Consider the following 19,283-nt stretch of genomic DNA (forward strand, 5'->3'; position numbering starts at 1 on the left):
TCGTGCCTAGCCTTCCAAAATTGCTGTCATGTCGTTTGGCGCGCCCACATTGCGGGTCACAGCCTCTTTGGCGATGCGCCGGATCATCCCGCTCAACGCTTTGCCCGCGCCCAGTTCCCAAAACTCCGTCACACCCTGCGCCACCATCCATTCCACAGATGTCTTCCACCGCACCTGACCGGTCACCTGCTGCGCCAGCAATTGCTTGATCTGCGCGGGGTCACTGACGGCGTCGGCGCTGACGTTGGCCACCAACGGCACGGTCGGCGCATGCATCGTCACACTCTCCAATGCCTCGGCCATCTTTTCGGCGGCGGGCGCCATCAACGCGCAATGAAACGGCGCCGATACGGGCAACATCAACGCGCGCTTGGCACCGGCCTCTTTGGCCAACACACAGGCGCGTTCCACTGCATCTTTGTCACCCGATACGACATTCTGCGCGGGGTCGTTTTCATTGGCCACCTGACAAACCTGCCCTTGGGCGGCGTCCTGCGCGACCTTGGTGGCCGTCGTGAAATCCAACCCCAACACAGCCGCCATCGCGCCTTGACCCACAGGCACCGCCTGCTGCATCGCCAACCCGCGCGTGCGCAACAGCCGCGCGGTATCGGCCACAGAAAACGTACCCGCCGCCGCAAGCGCCGCATATTCACCCAGCGAATGACCCGCCACATAAGTGGCCCGGTCCAATGTGACCCCTTCGGCCTCCAACGCGCGCAACGTCGCGATTGACATGGCCATCAGCGCGGGTTGCGCGTTTTCCGTCAAGGTCAGCGTTTCGATATCACCGTCCCAGATCAACGCGCTTAGCTTTTCGCCCAGTGCCGCGTCGACCTCGTCAAACACGGCCTGTGCCGCCGGATAGGCCTCTGCCAATGCGCGCCCCATGCCGATGCTTTGTGCGCCCTGCCCCGGGAATACAAATGCGATGCTCATATAATGCCCCATTTTCGTTATGTGATCTCCGGCTTAGCCTGCCCGCCCCGCAGAGGCAACGGGTCCACTGGCGAAAGCCTGCACCCCCAACATACCCCCGACCTGTGCGCCGGGGTCTTGTGCGCGAGCGAATATGTGTAGTCTATGTCTCAACAGATCATGACGTGGGAGATCGCCAATGGCACTGTCGAATACAAACGCACACTATGGTGGGATTACAAAAACATTTCATTGGCTCACCGCGCTGTTGATTGTCACCCTGATCCCACTGGGGATCTACGCCAACGACCTGCCCTATGAGACCTCCGAACAGCTGGCGCAAAAGGCATGGTTATTCTCGTTGCATAAAACGCTGGGCGTTACGGTATTTTTTGTGGCTCTGGCGCGTATCCTATGGGCGCTGAGCCAGCCCAAACCCGCGTTGCTGCACCCCGACCGCAAACTCGAAAGTTTGGCTGCCGAAACCGTGCATTGGCTGCTTTATGGGTCGCTGCTGCTGGTGCCGCTGTCGGGGTGGGTTCACCACGCCGCCACCTCTGGGTTCGCCCCAATCTGGTGGCCGTTTGGCCAAAACCTGCCGCTTGTGCCCAAATCAGACACGATCGCCGCGACAACCGCCGGGCTGCACATCGTGTTTGAACGGGTCCTCGCAGGGTCGGTTCTGTTGCATATCGCCGGCGCGCTGAAACACCATGTCATCGACAAAGACTCCACCCTGCGCCGTATGCTGCCCGGCACGCCTGCGATCAACATACCCACACGCGCCGGGGCGCACCGTGTCGCTGCCCCCATCGGCGCGGCGCTGGTTATCTGGGTCGCGGCCCTTGGCACCGGCGCAGCCTTGGGCGTCTACGGCAGCCACGACACCGCCGTTCAGGCCGCAGCCCTCGCAGACGTAAACTCCGATTGGACCGTGCAAGATGGCACACTAGAGATCACCGTGACCCAGTTGGGCACGCCCGTCACCGGCAGCTTTGCCGATTGGACAGCCGCCATCAGCTTTGACGAAACGGTGACCCAAGGCGTCGCAGGTCAGGTCGATGTGGTGGTGTCTATCGGGTCTTTGACCCTCGGTTCTGTCACCTCCGAGGCACTTGGCACAGAATATCTGGACGCCACAGGCACCCCCACTGCGACCTTCAACGCCGATATCCTCCGCGATGCTGCCGGATATACGGCTGTGGGCACCCTGACCCTCAAAGACCAAACCCAGCCTGCAACGCTGACGTTTGACCTCAACATCACCGATGGTGTGGCCCAAATGCAGGGCGCGCTCAGCTTGGACCGTCTTGCCTATGGCGTCGGGGCCAGCCAACAAGACGAAGGCTCTCTGGGGTTCAACGTTGATGTCACCGTAGCGCTCACCGCCCAGCGGGCCGCCCCATAAACCGGCCATAACCCCGCCATCAACCGCCCATAAAAAAAGCCGCGCACACCGCGCGGCTTTCTATCACATGTCGCGGCAGTTGCGATTATTCGACCTTCATCGCCTCTACCGAAATCATCACCTCGACTTCGTCGCTGACGAATGGGGCGCCAATCCCCAACCCAAACTCAGACCGAACCAACGTGGTGCTGGCGTTAAAGCCGGCCCATTCAACACCACTGCGCGGGTGTGGGCCTTTTTTGTTTAGCGTCGCATCCAACACGACCGATTTGGTCACATCATTCATCGTCAAATCGCCGGTGATCTTGGCCGTTTCGTCGCCCGTCAGCTCAACAGACGTCGAGGCAAAGGTGATCACGTCGTCTTCGGTCGCGCCAAAGAAATCGCCCGACATGAAATGCGCCTCGCGCTTTTCCCAACCGGTGAACATGCTCAGCGTGGGCATAGACACGGTCACCGATGATGCGGCAGGGTTTTCTGCGTCCAGCAGAATTTCGCCTTCAAACCCGGAAAACATCCCAAAGGTCGTCGAGAACCCAAGGTGGTTGTAGTTGAAGAGCACCTGGCTGTGGCTGGCATCGAGCGCGTAAGTATCTGCGGCGCTGACGGCAGAGGCGCTGGCAACCAACGCTGCTGCGAATAGAACGGGTTTAAACATGATGGTTCTCCAAGGTATGATTGATGACGTCTAGAATGGTCTATCTCATCTTAAAGGCAAACATCACTCACGATTAGGTTATGTGCGGATGTGCACAGAATAAATTGGCCCGCCGATACGTAGATCTTTTCTGGCAATGCGCACAGTGCACCGCAACCCTTGCGCCAAATTGCAAAGCGTGTATACGAGCCCTTCCTTTGCATGACGATGAACCGCGCAGTCTCTCGTGGTGGGGCCGCAAAGGGGTAACCGCCCTACCTTTGAAATGCGCCTTGATATAAATAAGGAAGTCACATGCCTTTATATGAGCATGTTATGATCGCGCGCCAGGATTTGTCCAGCACGCAGGCCGAAGGGCTGATCGAACATTTTGGTGCCGTTTTGTCCGACAATGGCGGCGCGCTCGTGGATCACGAGTACTGGGGCGTCAAAACGATGGCCTACAAGATCAACAAAAACCGCAAGGGCCACTATGCTTTCCTGCGTTCCGATGCACCCGCACCGGCCGTTCAGGAAATGGAACGCCTGATGCGCCTGCATGACGACGTGATGCGTGTTCTGACCATCAAAGTCGACACCCACGCCGAACTGCCATCCGTGCAGATGCAGAAACGCGACGAGCGGTCTGACCGCCGTGAGCGTCGTTGATCGACATTAGGACAAGGATATAACCCATGGCCGCTAAACCATTTTTCCGCCGTCGCAAGGTCTGCCCCTTCTCGGGCGACAATGCGCCAAAGATCGACTACAAAGACACACGTCTGCTGCAACGCTACATCTCTGAGCGTGGCAAAATCGTGCCGTCCCGTATCACCGCAGTCTCTGCCAAGAAACAACGCGAGTTGGCCCGTGCCATCAAACGCGCGCGTTTTCTTGCCCTGCTGCCCTACGCTGTGAAGTAAGGAGACCATCATGCAAGTTATCCTTCTTGAGCGCGTCGCAAAGCTGGGCCAAATGGGCGCAGTCGTCGATGTGAAACCCGGGTACGCCCGTAACTTCCTGCTGCCACAAGGCAAAGCACTGTCGGCCTCCAAAGCCAACATCGCAGCCTTCGAAGAGCAAAAAGCACAGCTCGAAGCGCGCAACCTCGAGACCAAAGCCGAAGCACAAGAATTGGCTGACAAACTCGAAGGTCAGCAGTTCATCGTGATTCGCTCTGCGTCTGACGCCGGTTCGCTTTATGGCTCCGTGACAACACGCGACGCCGCAGAAGCTGCAACCGAAGCAGGCTTTTCTGTGGACCGCAAACAGGTTGTTCTGGAACCGATCAAAGATCTGGGCCTGCACGCCGTAACCGTCGTGTTGCACCCAGAGGTCGAAGCCAAGATCGAACTGAACGTCGCACGTTCCGTCGAAGAGGCCGAATTGCAAGCCTCCGGCAAATCCATCCAAGAGTTGGCTGCCGAAGAAGAAGCCGCTGCAGAATTCGAAATCGCAGAGCTCTTTGACGATATCGGTGCCGCATCATCGGATGACGACGACCGGGACGGCCCTGCGGCCGACCGCGCGTCCGGTGATCAGGAAGACACCACAGGCACGGCGTAAGCCGTACCACACGCCACAACATTGGCCGGGCCCCCACGCGGAGCCCGGCCTTTTTTGTGCCCAATACCACGCGCGCACCACCCCTGCCAAAGCGGGCTGTCAGTTCCCCCTATCTTTGCATGTCCCAGCACCTAAAACTGCCGTGGATGACAGTTCAACGAGAGGGACACAAAATGAACAAACAAGTCGCAGAATTTATCGGCACATTCACACTGGTGCTATTTGGGTGCGGGTCGGCGGTGATCGCCGGCGCCGATATTGGCTTGATGGGGATCAGCTTTGCATTTGGCCTCGCGCTGATCGGCATGGCCTACGGCATCGGGCCCGTTTCGGGATGCCACATCAACCCGGCCGTATCTTTAGGGATGGTCGCCGCAGGTCGCATGACATTGCCGGGCGCAATCTCCTACATTATTGCCCAAGTCGCAGGTGCCATCGCCGCGGCATTGGTCCTGTGGATCATCGCCAGTGGCAAAGCAGACTATGACGTCGCCACCAACGGGTTGGGCCAAAACGGCTGGGGTCTGGGGTATCTGGGCGAATACGCCATCGGTGCCGCTTTCCTCTTTGAGGTCGTCGCCACGTTCTTGTTCATGGTCGTCATCTTGGGCGTCACGGGCGCCGGTGGGGCCCCTGCCATCGCCGGGCTGGCGATCGGCCTGACACTGGCTGTGATCCACTTGGTGGGCATCAACATCACCGGCGTTTCGGTGAACCCTGCGCGGTCCATCGGGCCTGCGCTCTTTGCGGGCGGGGCTGCGATCAGCCAACTGTGGCTGTTTATCGTCGCACCGATCATCGGCGCCGTTGCCGCGGGTCTGGTCTTTAAAACGGGCCTCTTGGACTCCGAATAACCCTGGCGCCACGCCTGCACATTGTGTGGGCGTGGCCACCCCCCATGCACGCAAAAAGGGCCGCAGCATATGCCGCGGCCCTTTGTTATGTCTGTCGCCATAAAGAAGGGGCTTAGGCCGCTTCTTCTTCCAGCGCTTCAACAGCCTTCTGCAGGTCATCCTTAGAGACCTCTTTCTCAGCGATCTCTGCCTGATCAAAGACGTGATCCACAACCTTGTCTTCGAACAATGGCGCGCGCATCTGCTGCTGCATCTGCTGGTTCTGCTGCACAAACTCAAAGAACTGACGCTCTTGGCCGGGGTACTGACGCGCCTGGTTCATGATCGCCTGCGTCATCTCTGCATCGCTGACCTCAACCTCGGCCTTCTGACCGATCTCAGCCAACAGCAGCCCCAAACGTACGCGACGTGTCGCCAGCGTGGTGTGCTCTTCTGTGGTTTCGATCTCGGGGTGATCATGCCCTTCGACCTCTGGGTTGTCTTCGTGCCACAGCTGATGCGCGATCTGCTTGGCCTCAGCGTCAACCAACGACGGCGGCAGATCAAAATCAACCAACCCGTCCAGCGCGTCCAACAGGCCACGCTTCATCACGGCGCGGGCCGCTCCGGCGTATTCTGCTTCCAGACGCTCTGCGATTTGACCTTTCAGGGCCTCCAGATCGTCGGCACCAAATTTCTTGGCCATCTCGTCATTGATCTCGGCGGCAACGGGCTCTTTGACCTCTTTGATTGTGCAATCAAAGGTCGCCTCTTTGCCTTTCAGGTTTTCGGCCTGATAATCTTCGGGGAAGGTCACGCTCACGGCTGTCTCCTCGCCCGCTTTTACACCCACCAGCTGCTCTTCAAAGCCGGGGATGAACGAGTTGGAGCCCAACACCAGCGGGTAATCTTCAGCCGACCCACCGTCAAATGCTTCGCCGTCAACCTTGCCAACGAAATCCATAACGATCTGATCGCCGTCTTTCGCTTTGGTGCCTTTCTTGCGCGCTTTGAAGTCCTGCGCTGTCTCTGCAAGGTTCGCCAAAGCTTCGTCAACGGCGCTGTCTTCGGCTTTTACAACCATCTTCTCGAGGTTGATCGCCTTGTAATCCACTGCGGGGATCTCTGGCAGCGCTTCGTAGGCCATCGTCACTTCGACGTCGTCGCCCTCTTTCCAGTCTTCATTGGTCATCTTGACCTCAGGCTGCATCGCCGGACGATCACCAGAAGATTCGAAATGCTCGGACATGGCGCCATCGATGCTCTCTTGCATCGCTTCACCCATCACGCGCTGGCCAAACTGTTTCTTCAACAGCGCCATCGGCACCTTACCCTTGCGAAAACCCTTCATTTCCACTTCGGGCTGGGCTTCGGCCAGCTTTTCGTTGACCTTAGCTTCCAGCTCAGCCGCAGTGACCGTGATGGCATAGCCGCGTTTCAGACCTTCGTTCAGCGTCTCGGTGACCTGCATGTGTGCTCCATGTAAAAAAGGCGCGCCAAACGGGCGCGGACGTAAAATTTCCGCTCTTCTAAGTGCCCCGGCACGAAGGTGCAAGGGGGCGTCGCGCCCAAAGCGAAGCGTTCTAAAACACCCAGCGGCGCGAAAGCGGGAATATGTCTACTCTAAGGTCATGCCCACGGCGATGTTCATCTGCTTTGGCACCGCATCCGTCAGCATGATCAGCCGGACCCACGTCTGGTAATCAAGTCCTCGACCTGCCCGGCCAACGCTTCAAAACCTTGCCAAATCGCGTTTGTCTGTTTCAGCTGCGGTTCTGGGTTGGATACCGCCCCCCCGTGCTCAGGCGGGGCGCTGACCTCACCGGCGCGTCGTTACAGACTGAGCTTGTCGCGCATAAATGCCAACGCCACAGACAGGCCATCTGGCGCGATCCCATGCGCGGTGCCCTTCATGATATGGGCGAATACACCCTGCCAGCCGGCCTCTTGCAGGGCCTCAACGGCCTGTGGCAACGACTGCGGCGGCACCACATCATCGGCATCGCCATGCACCAACAAGACCGGCGGGCGCACGACGGCCTCGTCGGCCAATGTCTCGGGGCTCAGCAACCGACCCGAAAACCCGACAACCCCGGCGATCTCGTCTTCGCGGCGTGGCGCCACATGCAGCGCCATCATAGTGCCCTGCGAAAACCCAAACAGCACAACCTGTTCGGGCAGCACGTCTTCATCCACCATCAACGCATCAAGAAACGCATTCAGGTCCTCGACGGCCTGCATCATGCCACGTTCTGATTCTTCCTCGGACGACCCATCGATCCACGGGATCGGAAACCACTGGAACCCCATGGGCGCGCCCGCGCAGGCCTCGGGCGCATCGGGGGCCACAAACAACGTATCGGGCAAATGTTCCGCCAGCGGATCTGCCAAGCCCAGCAGGTCAGCGCCATTCGCACCATAGCCATGCAAGAACACCACAACAGACCGCGTGTCCCCCGAAACAGGCGCACGTCGCCCTGCTGTCAATACCCGTGTCATGTGATCCCATCCCGTTGTTTTATATGTCTATAGTACGCAAAGAGCAGCCGCGCCGCAACCGACCGCCACGGCGACCAATCTTGGGCCATCACGCGCAAGGCACGGTCTTTTGGCCGCTCGGGCAGCGCGTAGATCACACGTGCGGCCTCTTGCAAGGCCAAATCGCCGGGCGCAAACACATCCGCCCGCCCCAGCGAGAACATCGCGTATATTTCAGCCGTCCAAACGCCAATGCCCGTGACCGCAGTGAGGGTTTTGATCACCTGCGCATCAGGGGCCTGACGCAGCGCATCATAGTCGATGCCCGCCTCTGCCAAGGCATGGGCATAGCGCGCCTTTTGACGGCTTAGCCCCAAGGCGCGCAACTCGTCTGCGGTGCGGGCACGCACGGCGTCTGGGGTGGTCACGCCTGCCCCCTCCAACGTCGCCCACATCGCGCGCGCCGACGCGACGCTAACCTGCTGGCTGACAATCGCGCTGAGCAATTGCGCAAACCCATCCGGGCGGCGGCGCAGAGGCAACGGCCCGGTGATATCCAGCGCCGCAGCCAGCCACGGATCATGCGCGGCCAACCACGCAGCACCTTCAGCCACATCCGCATCGGTATTGATGATACGGCCCGCGGTCATCTGTTGGCTTCCCACGCCAATGCCTCGGGTACGGTTTCGACGACGGTAGCGCCCACAGGGGCCGCAGGTCGCTGCACCATCCCCACCGACACCCCGATCCGCCGCGCCGCCAGTAATTTTGACATGCTCGCACTGCCGCCGACGTTTCGGCACACCAACCGCGATATCTGCAAATTAAGAAACAGCGTTTCTTCGTCGCCTTGCGAAAACGGCGGCGTGCCGGGGACGAACCGCATGAAATCAAAGGGCGCAGGGTTTTGTTGCGGGTGGGTTTGGCGTACAAACAACACCGCCCCACGGAACCCTTCAAACGCCCCCAACGTCGCACGCCCGGTGTTCGTGAACACCCGCGCACCCGGCGGTACATCGTCGGACGCTTGGCGCAGGCAGTCATGGACTGTCCAGTTGTCTAGCCGCGACGGCTTCCAGGGGGCGCGCAAAATCCGCAGGTACCGCAGATCGCTACCGGCGCACGCCACTGCCGCAGTGCGCGACACATCCGCATCAAAGGCGTGGCTGGCATCAATGACACAGGTCACATTTTCGTTATGCACCCAATCCGCAAACGCCGCAGTGCTCTCAAACCCGCCGATCCGCGTGGGCACCGACAAGGGGCCAAAGCTGCGTTCGGGCTGCGACAGGCTCGCAATCACCCGCCGCCCCCGCTGCTGCAGATGGGGGATAAGGACATGGGCCTCTCGGGCACCAGCCATAACCAGAACTGTTTCACCGCTGACCATGGCGCGACTTTAGGCAACCACGCAGGCGGCGCAAGAGGTCTTGCCACTCTGCGGCAAGAAGACTACGCAATAGGCATGACCTCCCCAACCGATACCCGCGCGAAACGCAATGTGATGGTCCTTGTGCTGGCACAGGCGTTTCTGGGCAGCCAGATGTCCATGGTGTTTGTGGTCGGCGGGTTGGCGGGGCAACAAATGGCCCTGAACGTCTGTTTGGCCACGCTGCCGATATCGATGATCGTCTTTGGGTCGATGACCACAGCGCCGTGGCTGTCCCCATTGATGCAACGGTTTGGGCGGCGCGCAGGGTTTTGGGCCGGCACCTGCGGTGGTTTCATTGGAGCGGGCATTTGTGCCTACGCGCTAAGCATATCCAATTTCTGGGTGTTTCTGGTCGGCAGCTACCTGACAGGCGTCTATATGTCGTCACAGGGGTTTTTCAGGTTTGCCGCCGCCGATAGCGCCTCTGAGGCCTTTCGCCCCAAGGCGATTTCATACGTCATGGCGGGTGGGTTGCTGTCAGCCATCATCGGGCCGCAGTTGGTGGCCTATCTGACCACAACCAACCCCGATGCAACGGAAATGCGGTTTTTCCCGGTTTATACAGCAATCATGGTCTTGAACATGATGGGGATGGTGCTGTTTGCCTTTCTCGACAGCCCAACGCCCGCTAAACCGACCCAGGACACACCGCGCGGCCGATCCGTAAAAGAACTGCTGAAAACCCCGCGCATCATGGTGGCTGTGATCTGCGGCATGGTGTCTTATGCCTTGATGAACCTGGTGATGACCTCGACACCGCTGGCGGTGGTCGGCTGTGGGTTTGCGGTGGCAGATGCATCAAATGTCGTCACCGCCCATGTCTTGGCGATGTTCGTGCCGTCGTTTTTCACCGGCCACCTGATCGTACGCTTCGGCGTCGAACGGATCTTGGGGTTGGGCTTGGTGATCTTGGCGGCTGCGGGCGCTGTGGCACTATCGGGCGTGGCATTGCCGCATTTCTTTGGCGCCTTGGTGCTCTTGGGCTTGGGGTGGAACTTCGGCTTTATCGGCGCGACAACCATGTTGGCGGGCGCCCACGCCCCCGAAGAACGCGGGCGCATGCAGGGCGTCAACGATCTGTTGGTGTTCGGCGGGGTCACTGTGGCGTCGTTGTCGTCGGGCGGGTTGATGAACTGCTCGGGCGGTGTGCCCCAAGAAGGCTGGGCGGCGGTGAACCTCGCGATGGTGCCGTTTTTGGTACTGGCCGGGGGCGCGTTGATCTGGTTGCTGATGCAACCCAAGGCGCAAACCGCCTAGGGGTCAGATCCGCCCCGACACCCGCGCCCGGATCAACCCGGCACTGCGCGCCACCTGCGCCTGCACCAAATCCCCCCGCGCCACCCGTTGGGGGTGCTGTGCCACGGCCCGAAGGACACCGCGCGCGCGCCACCCCGACATCAACGCCAACCGCGCGGCCTTGCTGAGCCCCCGTTGCGCATCAAGGTCTTGCAACGTCGTGTGGGCCAACTGCGCCAACGTCTGCGCGCGCCCATCATGCATCGGGCGTTTGCCGCGCGCTTCTAACTCAGGCAAGGCCTGCATCCAATTGGCCAACGCAACCGCCCGCGCCACCTGCCGCACCGCGGATTCATCCGCGTCCGGCGCCCCCAACGCCTGGGCGGTCACCCACAACAACGCACCGGTGGTGGCGTCCAGATACGTCCAAAGGGCTGCTGCGTCATCAAAGGCATCCGTCCCAATATCCCAACGGCGCGCCTCGATCAGCCGATCCAGCGTCTGGGCCTGATCTGGTGTCAATATATCTGCCAGCGGGCTCACAACGTTATGGCGGCGTACAATGCGGGCCTCGGCGATCTCTTCCAACGCGTCGCGCCACCATTGCAGCCGCATTTCTGCGATCATGGGTTCTTTGGTGACCCAAGGCGCGCGCGAGACCTCGACGTTAAAGGCGTATACCGGAAACAGGATGCGCCGCGCGGCGACCGGGCTGGCCATCGTCGCGGCAAAGCGATCTGCGTCGCCTTGCTGCACCAAATCGGCGCAGGCGTTGATATCCGCATCAAACCCCATCAGGACGCACCACGCTCAGCAAATACCCAAAGCTATCGGAATGCGCGCGCCAAACATCTGTTTCGCGCCGTGCCTCCGCCAACACATGTTGCATGGCCGGTGTGTCGCCCGGTGATAGCATCGCAATGCGCTGATCAAGCGGGGTGTAATACGCCTCCCACGCGGCGGCCGACAGGGCGCGCGTTGCGATCGTGCGGTACCCGGCCGCCGTGACCTGCGCGGCAATGGCGGCGGCATCTGGCATGGTGGGGTATTCACCATCCCACATCTCGACGGCCGCAGGCGGGCGGTCATCGGTAAACCAGCACGGTTCTGAAAATACCACCGCCCCGCCGGGGGCCAGCGCTGCGCGCCAAGTTTGCAACCCTTCGGTCACACCCAGAAAATACAGCGCCCCCGCGCACCAGATCAGATCATACGGGCCATCGATTGTGGCCATATCACCGGCTGCCACCGTGACGCCCGCATCGTGCCCATGCACCGCGCGCGCCTGATCAACAAAATGAGCGGTTTTGTCCAATGCCGTTACATGGCCCTGCGGGGCCACCAACCGTAATGCCGCAATATCAGCCCCCGGCCCACAGGCGGCATCGCATATCCGCGCATCACCGGGCGTGCCGGCCACATCCGCCGCCCAAGCAACATCTGCCGCCTCTCCGGGTCCTTCGCGGGGCAAATCCCGGTGCAGCTGAAAAAACGCATCCCGGATGGCCGCGTTCATGACGTACCCTTTGTGTCGCGCAGCAACTTCCAGCGGATCGCATCTAACAGCGCCTCAAACGAGGCATCCACGATGTTCGGCGACACGCCAACCGTCGACCAACGATGCCCCTGCCCGTCTTCGCTGTCGATGATCACGCGGGTCACAGCTTCGGTGCCACCTTGGGTGATGCGCACTTTGAAATCGACCAACCGCATGTCGTCGATGATGTCCTGATAACGCCCCAGATCCTTGGCCAGCGCCTTGGCCAAAGCGTTCACGGGGCCTCTATCCCCCCCCGTTTCATCCATAGATTCGCTGACCGACAGTTTTTTGACCCCGTCTACCTTGACCACCACAACCGCCTCAGAAAGGCTGATCATCTTGTCATATTTGTTTTTGCGTCGCTCGACCGTAACACGGTACCGTTTGACCTCAAAGAACTCTGGCATCTGGCCCAATGCCTCGCGTGCCAGTAGCTCAAAACTGGCCTGCGCCGTGTCATACGAATACCCGTCCGCCTCGCGCGCCTTGATCCGGTCCAGGATCACCCCCAACGCCGGATCCCCCTTGGCAACCGTCAAACCCGCCCCGGCAAGCCGTTCGCGCAGGTTGGATTGCCCCGCCTGGTTCGACATCGGGATAATACGCGCGTTGCCCACATCTGCGGGGTCGATGTGTTCGTAGGTGGTCGGGTCCTTGAGGATGGCGCTGGCGTGCAACCCCGCCTTATGCGCAAAGGCCGACGACCCCACAAACGCCGCCTGCCGGTGCGGCACACGGTTGAGGATCTCATCCAGCATCCGGCTGATGCGGGTCAGGCCTGCCAACGCGTCCGGCGTGACGCCAATGTCATACGCGCTGGCGTAGGGCTCTTTGAGCAACAAAATCGGGATCAATGTCGTGAGGTTCGCATTGCCACAACGTTCGCCCAACCCATTCAATGTGCCTTGGATTTGCCGCGCACCAGCATCCACAGCCGCCAATGTGCAGGCCACGGCATTTTCGGTGTCGTTGTGGGTGTGGATGCCCAGATGATCACCCGGAAGGCCCGCCGCGATGACCGCGGCGGTGATGCGCCCTACGTCTTGTGGCAACGTGCCGCCATTGGTGTCGCACAACACAACCCACCGCGCGCCCGCATCATAGGCCGCCTTGATCGTTTCGAGCGCATAGGCGGGATTGGCGCGGTACCCATCAAAGAAATGTTCCGCGTCAAACAGAGCCTCGCGCCCCGACGCGGTGATATGCGCGATGGACTGCGCGATATTGTCGGTGTTGGCGCGTTCAGAAATGCCCAGCGCCGTGCGCACGTGAAAATCATGGGTTTTGCCTACCAGACAAACGGCCTGCGTGCGCGCGTTCATGACCGCCGCCAAGACGTCGTCGTTTTGCGCCGACATCCCCGCCCGTTTGGTCATGCCAAACGCCGTCATGGTTGCTCGGGTCTTGGGGGCTGTGTCGAAAAACGCGCTGTCGGTGGGGTTGGCGCCGGGCCACCCCCCTTCGATGTAGTCAATGCCCAGCGCGTCTAGCGCCCCGGCAATGGTGTGTTTCTCTTCGGTCGAAAATTGCACGCCTTGGGTCTGCTGACCATCGCGTAGGGTGGTGTCGTATAGGTAAAGGCGTTCGGTCATGATGGTCTTTCGCACAAGTGCCTAGAGCCCGCCGTATCTTTGGGCTGTTGGGTAAGAGGGCCGTTAAGCCACCGTTGGGTTGGAGGTGGGGCAGTTGGTCTTTCGACCACACGCCCGTTGCATAGAATGAAACCCTCAGGTCCACAGGATGCGACACACTCCCCCGCCGATACTACACATACGTCGGCGCATCTGAACACGTCATTTCAGGGCCTCCAACTTCGAAGGGTCAAAACCTGATCCAAGCTCGCGCTCGATCCCGTCCTTGGTGATCATGACCGTTACACCCGCATCCATCAAACCCGCCTTGATCTGATCCGCCGTGGCGTAATCTTTTTCAGCGCGCGCTTTGGCCATACGGTCAATGAGGTCATCCAACACGCCAGCGGTTTCCACTGCATGTGCGTCAGATTGCCCAACGGCGGTCACGTTTTCTGCGCGAACGCCCAGCACCGCAAGCGTCGCCTTGAAACGGCCCGCGCTCACCGCGTCTTCGATTTTGGTGGCATGCGCGTGCAGCAACGACAATGCCAGTGGTGTGTTCAAATCATCGCTGAGCGCCTCGACGACATCCAGATGCGGGTGCTGGTTGGCCTCAGCACCATCCAGCGCCTTTGACCACTTGCGCAAGGTCTTCTCTGCCTCGTCCCGCTTTTTCTCTGTCCAATCCATCGGCTTGCGGTAATGCGTGGACAGCATCACAAAACGGATCACCTCGCCCGGCACGCCTTGGTCCAGCAAATCGCGGACCGTGAAGAAATTGCCCAAGGATTTGGACATCTTCTTGCCTTCGACCTGTAGCATCTCGTTGTGCATCCAGACATTGGCGAACCCATCGCCCGCACAGCACGACTGCGCGATCTCGTTCTCGTGGTGGGGGAATTGCAGGTCAATCCCGCCGCCGTGAATATCAAACCGCGCGCCCAACAGGTCCCGCGCCATCGCGGAACATTCAATATGCCACCCCGGACGGCCCCGCCCCCATGGGCTGTCCCACCCCGGCGTCTGCGCATCCGACGGCTTCCACATCACAAAATCCATCGGGTTCCGCTTGTAGGGCGCGACCTCTACACGGGCGCCCGCGATCATGTCTTCGACCGCACGACCCGACAGCGCCCCGTAATCCGTATAACTATCGACCGCGAACAACACATGCCCCTCGGCCTCGTAGGCGTGCCCCTTGGCGATCAGGTCTGCGATCATCGCCACCATCTGCGGAATATACTGCGTAGCGCGCGGCATGTCGGTGGGCTCTAACGCGCCAACGGCGGCCATGTCGCCCAGAAACCATTGGATCGTTTCATCGGTGATGTCACCAATGCTGCGCCCGCTTTGGGCTGCGCGCGCGTTGATCTTGTCATCCACATCGGTGAAATTGCGCACGTAGGTCACGTGGTTTTCGCCGTAGACATGGCGCAGCAAACGAAACAGCACATCAAACACGATCACCGGGCGCGCGTTGCCCAGATGCGCGCGGTCATAAACCGTGGGGCCACAGACATACATGCGCACGTTCTGATCGTCGATTGGCGCAAAGCGCTCTTTGGCTTTGGTCTTGGTGTTGTGCAGATGAAGTGTCGTCATGACAGGCGTCCTTGCGCAGGGGTGGCGCGGGCTTAGCAATGTCTTGGAGGTATGAAAACGACCTAAAACCGCCCGCTGGGGGAGTTCAGCAAATAATACAGCAAATGGTTGTCGTGGTGTTCATGCCTTTTCCTAGCCTGTGGTGCTGTGCGGGGTCAAGGCTGATTGACGAATCATATGGCCTCTGCGCCCCTGCACCGTCACGGAATGGAGACTGGCATGCAAAGATCACAACGGATCATGGGGTTGACGGGCGGCGGGTCCGATGGCTGGGACGTATTCCTCAAGGCGCGCCGGATGCTCGCCCAGGGCGTCGCCGTCACCGAGCTGACCATCGGCGAACATGACATCCGCACCGCGGCTCCGATCTTGCAAAACATGCATGAAAACGCGCTGGCCGGGCATACGGGCTATGCGGCGGTGCCGGGCACGGATGGGCTGCGCGATACGGTGGCCGCACGGGTGCAGGCGCGCACCGGCGTGCCCACCACACGCGACAACGTGATGATCACACCGGGCGGGCAAGCCGCGCTGTTTGCGGCGCATATGGCCACCTGTGATGCCGGCGACCGTGCCCTATATATCGACCCGTATTACGCCACCTACCCCGGCACGTTGCGTGGGGCTGGGGCGATCCCACAGGCCATCCACACCCACGCCGAAGACGCGTTTCAACCGCGTGTCGACGACATCCGCGCGCAGGCACCGGGCGCACGGTCTTTGTTGGTCAACACCCCCAACAACCCCACAGGGGTGGTTTATTCCGACGCGACCTTGGCTGGCATCGCCGATGTGTGCCACGACCACGACCTGTGGTTGATCTCGGACGAGGTCTACGACACCCAAATCTGGGAAGGCCGCCACCTGTCACCGCGCGCCCTGCCCGGCATGGCCGACCGCACGCTGGTTGTGGGGTCCATGTCAAAATCCCACGCGATGACCGGGTCGCGCTGTGGCTGGATCGTGGGGCCAGAGGCCGTTGTGGGGGATCTGATCACGCTGGCGACCCACACCACCTACGGGGTCCCCGGTTTCATCCAAGACGCCAGCGAATTTGCTTTGCAACAGGGGCCTGCCTTTGAAACCGAAATCGCAGCACCGTTCCAGCGGCGCCGGGCCTTGGCGCAAACGGTTTTAGCGGCGCAAAACACCGTCGGGTTGGTGCCTGCGCAGGGGGCGATGTATCTGATGCTGGACATCCGCGCGACAGGCATGACCGGCGAGGCCTTTGCCAATGACCTGCTTGATACGCATCATATCGCGGTCATGCCGGGTGAGAGTTTTGGGGCGTCTGCGGCCGGGCACGTCCGTGTGGCGATGACCGTCGAGGACAACGCGTTTGAACACGCGCTGCGGCAGCTTTGCGCCCACGCGGACCTGCGCGCCTAAAGCCCCGCAAAGGTCCGGTGCGGGGAGGCGCACCGGACCTTCTACCGGGGGAGGGAAAGGCAGTGTTAGAACTGCCAAGAGGCCCGGATGCTAAAGCTATCGGCATCGGCGTCGATACCCGAAGCCCCGCCCAAGCTTGAGAAATCATGCACCAGATATTCGCCTGACACGATGAATTGCTCGGTGGCTTTGTAGGACACGCCCAAACCGTAGAAATCGCCTGTATCATTGCCCACGGATGTGTCGATTTCGGCAAGACCGGCTGTGGCGTAGACCAACGTGCGGCCAAAATCATACCCACCACGCAGCTTCGCGCGCCAGACGGAATCAACCGAAGCCGTCCCCCCGCTCAAATCTATGCTGGCATCGTCGTAGTCCAACTCGCCACCGACGACCCAAGTGCCGAAATCATAGTTATACCCCGCATGCAGACCAAAGCTGGTGTCATCGCCATTCGCACCGGCAAGACCGCCCTCGCCATCCACATCAAGGTTGCCGACCTGCGCACCGGCATAGAACCCCGTCCAGTTGCCCCCTGTGATCGCAGGCGCGGGCGGAGGCGCTGCGGTCACGGGTTCGATCACCGGCTGATCCAAAGACCCGGCAAACGCCGGCACCGCCATCAAACTTGTTGCGGTGATCACGGCTGCTGCGCTCAAACTGTATTTCATTGTCTTGTCCTTTCGCTCGAGGTCAGACGACGTTTTGCCCGCCGCCTTGGGTGATACCTGTGGATCCGCAGATTTGGTTCAATGCCAAGCGGATCAATCAAACGTGACCCGGCAGAAAAGGGCCTAAACCGGCGCCAACAGTCCGGTTTTATCGGCGGGCCTCTGCTGCGTCCCTCGATCCCGGCAAAAAGGTCTGAAAACGACGCGGCGTCGCAAACGCGATTGACCGCTGCCGCCCTTTGCCAAAAACTGACCACAAGAGAGGACACCCGCATGCAAGACGATCTGAGCAAGATCACCTTGATTGTCCGTACCATCGGTGCGGATCGCGGGCGTGCGGCGCGCGGGCGACCCTAAGGGACAAGGTCACATTTCCTTTCCCTTAGCGATGGACACCCCAAAATGCCCAAAACACACACTCGTAATGGCGGTCGCGCAGCGCGCCGTGCCGCACGGGCGGCGCCCTTGGCCGCACATCTGCGCCCCATACGCCCTGGTATGTCCGGCGGCACCTACACACCGCTGACCCCCACCGACCAAGACAACATCCACCACACCGCTCTTGAGGCGCTCGAACAGATCGGGCTGGCCGATGCGCCTGCTACAGGGGTTGCATATCTAACCGGCGCGGGCGCGGTTTTGGGCGATGACGGGCGCATCCGTTTCCCCCGCGCGTTGGTCGAAGACACGCTGGCGCGCGCCAACCGGTCGGTGACCTTGATGGGGCGCGACCCTCGGCACGATCTGGATCTGTCAGGCGCGCGGGTGCACTACGGCACAGCTGGTGCAGCGGTGCATCTGGTTGATGCCGACGGCCGACAATACCGAGAATGCGGCGTGCGTGATCTGCATGACGCCGCCCGCATCGCCGACACCCTAGACAACATCCATTTCTTGCAACGCCCCATGGTGTGCCGCGACATTACAGACACCCTCGAGATGGATCTGAACTCGATCTATGCCTGCGCAGCGGGGACCACCAAACACATCGGCACGTCTTTTTCGCAACCCCAAAGCGTGCGCCACGGGCTCGAGATGTTGCACATGATCGCAGGCGGCGAAAACGCGTGGCGCGCGCGGCCTTTCATCAGCAACAGCAATTGCTTTGTCGTGCCACCAATGAAATTCGCGACAGAAGCCTGCGAGGTCATGGAGGCCTGCATCGAAGGCGGCATGCCGGTGTTGTTATTGTCTGCGGGCATGGCCGGGGCCACGGCGCCATCGACTGTGGCGGGCGCGATCGTGCAGGCGGTGGCCGAATGTCTGGCGGGGTTGGTCTATGTGAATGCGATCTGTCCGGGGCACCCGGCGGTGTTTGGCACATGGCCCTTTGGTCTGGATCTGCGCACCGGCGCGATGACGGGTGGGTCCGGCGAACAGGCCTTGCTGACGGCGGGTTGCGCGCAAATGCACAGATACTACGACCTGCCCGGCGGGGCCGCTGCGGGCATTGCCGATGCCAAACTGCCCGACATGCAGGCGGGTTGGGAACAGATGTGTTCCAACGTGATGGCGGGGTTGGCGGGGCTGAACATGGTCTATGAGGCCGCGGGCATGCATGCGTCCCTGCTGGGGTTTTGCCACGAATCTCTGATTTTGGGCAATGATCTGATTGGTCAGGCAATGCGCTGCGTGCGCGGCATTGAGGTCACCCAAGACACGCTGGCGCTTGATCAGATCCGCGCGGTGTGTCTGGAGGGGCCGGGGCACTATCTGGGCACCCAACACACCTTGGGCCGGATGGAGCAAGACCACGTCTATCCGGTGCTGGGTGACCGCACATCCCCCAAGGAATGGGACGAATTGGGCAAGCCTGACCTGATCGCCAAGGCGACGGCCCGCAAGGTGCAGATTTTGGAACACCGTGCAGCCGCCCGGTTTGACTCCGCATTGGATGCGCAGTTGCGGGGGCGGTTCAACATTCACCTGCCCGCGTGAGATCACGGACATAAAAAGAGACCCGGCCTCTTGGGGGAGAAGCCGGGCCTCGACGGCCTGA

19 protein-coding genes are annotated in these 19,283 nt (G+C 60.7%); 8 read left to right on the forward strand and 11 right to left on the reverse strand.

Going from position 1 to position 19,283, the window contains the following annotated elements:
• Positions 1–6 precede the first annotated feature (6 nt).
• Positions 7–939, reverse strand: a complete 933-nt coding sequence (gene fabD / locus ABJH13_RS12675) for an ACP S-malonyltransferase (protein WP_348406577.1) — start codon at positions 937–939, stop codon at positions 7–9.
• A 178-nt stretch (positions 940–1,117) separates the two neighbouring features.
• Here fabD and ABJH13_RS12680 point away from each other — a divergent pair, with 178 nt between their 5' ends.
• On the forward strand, positions 1,118–2,326 hold the full coding sequence (locus tag ABJH13_RS12680; RefSeq protein ID WP_348406578.1) for a cytochrome b/b6 domain-containing protein: 1,209 nt from the start codon (positions 1,118–1,120) through the stop codon (positions 2,324–2,326).
• Positions 2,327–2,411: 85 nt separating this feature from the next.
• Here the strand turns inward: ABJH13_RS12680 and ABJH13_RS12685 are convergent, their stop codons facing one another.
• Positions 2,412–2,984 (reverse strand): YceI family protein, encoded by a 573-nt coding sequence (locus ABJH13_RS12685; protein WP_348406579.1) that lies wholly within the window; start codon positions 2,982–2,984, stop codon positions 2,412–2,414.
• 294 nt (positions 2,985–3,278) lie between these two features.
• Between ABJH13_RS12685 and rpsF the strand changes: the two genes are divergently transcribed.
• The 4 genes from rpsF to ABJH13_RS12705 all read left to right on the forward strand — a co-directional run bounded on the left by rpsF (position 3,279) and on the right by ABJH13_RS12705 (position 5,383).
• Complete coding sequence (rpsF, locus tag ABJH13_RS12690; RefSeq protein ID WP_348406580.1) at positions 3,279–3,632, forward strand: 30S ribosomal protein S6; 354 nt, start codon at positions 3,279–3,281, stop codon at positions 3,630–3,632.
• Between the two features lie 26 nt (positions 3,633–3,658).
• Positions 3,659–3,886, forward strand: a complete 228-nt coding sequence (gene rpsR / locus ABJH13_RS12695; RefSeq protein WP_005982441.1) for a 30S ribosomal protein S18 — start codon at positions 3,659–3,661, stop codon at positions 3,884–3,886.
• 10 nt (positions 3,887–3,896) lie between these two features.
• The gene (gene rplI / locus ABJH13_RS12700) at positions 3,897–4,529 is read left to right on the forward strand and encodes a 50S ribosomal protein L9 (RefSeq protein WP_348406581.1); all 633 of its coding nucleotides are present in this window, start codon (positions 3,897–3,899) and stop codon (positions 4,527–4,529) included.
• 173 nt (positions 4,530–4,702) lie between these two features.
• Positions 4,703–5,383 (forward strand): aquaporin, encoded by a 681-nt coding sequence (locus tag ABJH13_RS12705; protein WP_348406582.1) that lies wholly within the window; start codon positions 4,703–4,705, stop codon positions 5,381–5,383.
• Positions 5,384–5,495: 112 nt separating this feature from the next.
• Here ABJH13_RS12705 and tig read toward each other — a convergent pair whose 3' ends face one another.
• The 4 genes from tig to ABJH13_RS12725 all read right to left on the reverse strand — a co-directional run bounded on the left by tig (position 5,496) and on the right by ABJH13_RS12725 (position 9,203).
• On the reverse strand, positions 5,496–6,833 hold the full coding sequence (gene tig / locus ABJH13_RS12710; protein ID WP_348406583.1) for a trigger factor: 1,338 nt from the start codon (positions 6,831–6,833) through the stop codon (positions 5,496–5,498).
• Positions 6,834–7,195: 362 nt separating this feature from the next.
• Entirely contained in the window at positions 7,196–7,861 is a 666-nt protein-coding gene (locus tag ABJH13_RS12715; protein ID WP_348406584.1) for an alpha/beta fold hydrolase, read from the reverse strand.
• Positions 7,858–8,490 (reverse strand): DNA-3-methyladenine glycosylase 2 family protein, encoded by a 633-nt coding sequence (locus tag ABJH13_RS12720; RefSeq protein WP_348406585.1) that lies wholly within the window; start codon positions 8,488–8,490, stop codon positions 7,858–7,860. Before ABJH13_RS12720 ends, ABJH13_RS12715 begins: the two co-directional genes overlap by 4 nt.
• The gene (locus ABJH13_RS12725; RefSeq protein WP_348406586.1) at positions 8,487–9,203 is read right to left on the reverse strand and encodes a precorrin-6A/cobalt-precorrin-6A reductase; all 717 of its coding nucleotides are present in this window, start codon (positions 9,201–9,203) and stop codon (positions 8,487–8,489) included. Before ABJH13_RS12725 ends, ABJH13_RS12720 begins: the two co-directional genes overlap by 4 nt.
• A gap of 102 nt (positions 9,204–9,305) precedes the next feature.
• Between ABJH13_RS12725 and ABJH13_RS12730 the strand changes: the two genes are divergently transcribed.
• Complete coding sequence (locus ABJH13_RS12730) at positions 9,306–10,529, forward strand: MFS transporter (protein WP_348406587.1); 1,224 nt, start codon at positions 9,306–9,308, stop codon at positions 10,527–10,529.
• Positions 10,530–10,532: 3 nt separating this feature from the next.
• On the opposite strand, the gene ABJH13_RS12735 is transcribed toward ABJH13_RS12730, so the two are convergent.
• From ABJH13_RS12735 to cysS, 4 genes are all read right to left on the reverse strand, one after another.
• Complete coding sequence (locus ABJH13_RS12735; protein ID WP_348406588.1) at positions 10,533–11,303, reverse strand: squalene/phytoene synthase family protein; 771 nt, start codon at positions 11,301–11,303, stop codon at positions 10,533–10,535.
• On the reverse strand, positions 11,293–12,024 hold the full coding sequence (locus ABJH13_RS12740) for a class I SAM-dependent methyltransferase (protein WP_348406589.1): 732 nt from the start codon (positions 12,022–12,024) through the stop codon (positions 11,293–11,295). The genes ABJH13_RS12735 and ABJH13_RS12740 overlap by 11 nt, the downstream gene beginning before the upstream one ends.
• Entirely contained in the window at positions 12,021–13,643 is a 1,623-nt protein-coding gene (gene cimA, locus ABJH13_RS12745; protein ID WP_348406608.1) for a citramalate synthase, read from the reverse strand. The genes ABJH13_RS12740 and cimA overlap by 4 nt, the downstream gene beginning before the upstream one ends.
• A gap of 198 nt (positions 13,644–13,841) precedes the next feature.
• Complete coding sequence (gene cysS, locus ABJH13_RS12750) at positions 13,842–15,224, reverse strand: cysteine--tRNA ligase (RefSeq protein ID WP_348406590.1); 1,383 nt, start codon at positions 15,222–15,224, stop codon at positions 13,842–13,844.
• Between the two features lie 219 nt (positions 15,225–15,443).
• Here cysS and ABJH13_RS12755 point away from each other — a divergent pair, with 219 nt between their 5' ends.
• Positions 15,444–16,613 carry a pyridoxal phosphate-dependent aminotransferase gene (locus ABJH13_RS12755; RefSeq protein WP_348406591.1) on the forward strand — a complete coding sequence of 390 codons (1,170 nt, stop codon included), beginning with the start codon at positions 15,444–15,446 and terminating at the stop codon, positions 16,611–16,613.
• A 65-nt stretch (positions 16,614–16,678) separates the two neighbouring features.
• On the opposite strand, the gene ABJH13_RS12760 is transcribed toward ABJH13_RS12755, so the two are convergent.
• The gene (locus ABJH13_RS12760) at positions 16,679–17,284 is read right to left on the reverse strand and encodes an outer membrane beta-barrel protein (protein ID WP_348406592.1); all 606 of its coding nucleotides are present in this window, start codon (positions 17,282–17,284) and stop codon (positions 16,679–16,681) included.
• A 402-nt stretch (positions 17,285–17,686) separates the two neighbouring features.
• Between ABJH13_RS12760 and ABJH13_RS12765 the strand changes: the two genes are divergently transcribed.
• A complete protein-coding gene (locus ABJH13_RS12765) occupies positions 17,687–19,222 on the forward strand; it encodes a trimethylamine methyltransferase family protein (protein ID WP_348406593.1) in 1,536 nt (511 codons plus the stop codon).
• Positions 19,223–19,283 lie beyond the last annotated feature (61 nt).

This window comes from Roseobacter sp. (assembly GCF_039970775.1).
Lineage (GTDB): Bacteria > Pseudomonadota > Alphaproteobacteria > Rhodobacterales > Rhodobacteraceae > Roseobacter.

What these genes read in the sequence shown, in the direction of transcription:
- ABJH13_RS12760 (WP_348406592.1), bottom strand. Translation starts at nt 17,284, where the DNA reads ATGAAATACAGTTTGAGCGCAGCAGCCGTGATCACCGCAACAAGTTTG.
- ABJH13_RS12720 (WP_348406585.1), bottom strand. Translation starts at nt 8,490, where the DNA reads ATGACCGCGGGCCGTATCATCAATACCGATGCGGATGTGGCTGAAGGT.
- ABJH13_RS12725 (WP_348406586.1), bottom strand. Translation starts at nt 9,203, where the DNA reads ATGGCTGGTGCCCGAGAGGCCCATGTCCTTATCCCCCATCTGCAGCAG.
- ABJH13_RS12685 (WP_348406579.1), bottom strand. Translation starts at nt 2,984, where the DNA reads ATGTTTAAACCCGTTCTATTCGCAGCAGCGTTGGTTGCCAGCGCCTCT.
- ABJH13_RS12755 (WP_348406591.1), top strand. Translation starts at nt 15,444, where the DNA reads ATGCAAAGATCACAACGGATCATGGGGTTGACGGGCGGCGGGTCCGAT.
- rpsF (WP_348406580.1), top strand. Translation starts at nt 3,279, where the DNA reads ATGCCTTTATATGAGCATGTTATGATCGCGCGCCAGGATTTGTCCAGC.
- rpsR (WP_005982441.1), top strand. Translation starts at nt 3,659, where the DNA reads ATGGCCGCTAAACCATTTTTCCGCCGTCGCAAGGTCTGCCCCTTCTCG.
- fabD (WP_348406577.1), bottom strand. Translation starts at nt 939, where the DNA reads ATGAGCATCGCATTTGTATTCCCGGGGCAGGGCGCACAAAGCATCGGC.
- rplI (WP_348406581.1), top strand. Translation starts at nt 3,897, where the DNA reads ATGCAAGTTATCCTTCTTGAGCGCGTCGCAAAGCTGGGCCAAATGGGC.
- ABJH13_RS12765 (WP_348406593.1), top strand. Translation starts at nt 17,687, where the DNA reads ATGCCCAAAACACACACTCGTAATGGCGGTCGCGCAGCGCGCCGTGCC.
- cysS (WP_348406590.1), bottom strand. Translation starts at nt 15,224, where the DNA reads ATGACGACACTTCATCTGCACAACACCAAGACCAAAGCCAAAGAGCGC.
- tig (WP_348406583.1), bottom strand. Translation starts at nt 6,833, where the DNA reads ATGCAGGTCACCGAGACGCTGAACGAAGGTCTGAAACGCGGCTATGCC.
- ABJH13_RS12730 (WP_348406587.1), top strand. Translation starts at nt 9,306, where the DNA reads ATGACCTCCCCAACCGATACCCGCGCGAAACGCAATGTGATGGTCCTT.
- ABJH13_RS12705 (WP_348406582.1), top strand. Translation starts at nt 4,703, where the DNA reads ATGAACAAACAAGTCGCAGAATTTATCGGCACATTCACACTGGTGCTA.
- ABJH13_RS12735 (WP_348406588.1), bottom strand. Translation starts at nt 11,303, where the DNA reads ATGGGGTTTGATGCGGATATCAACGCCTGCGCCGATTTGGTGCAGCAA.
- ABJH13_RS12740 (WP_348406589.1), bottom strand. Translation starts at nt 12,024, where the DNA reads ATGAACGCGGCCATCCGGGATGCGTTTTTTCAGCTGCACCGGGATTTG.
- ABJH13_RS12680 (WP_348406578.1), top strand. Translation starts at nt 1,118, where the DNA reads ATGGCACTGTCGAATACAAACGCACACTATGGTGGGATTACAAAAACA.
- ABJH13_RS12715 (WP_348406584.1), bottom strand. Translation starts at nt 7,861, where the DNA reads ATGACACGGGTATTGACAGCAGGGCGACGTGCGCCTGTTTCGGGGGAC.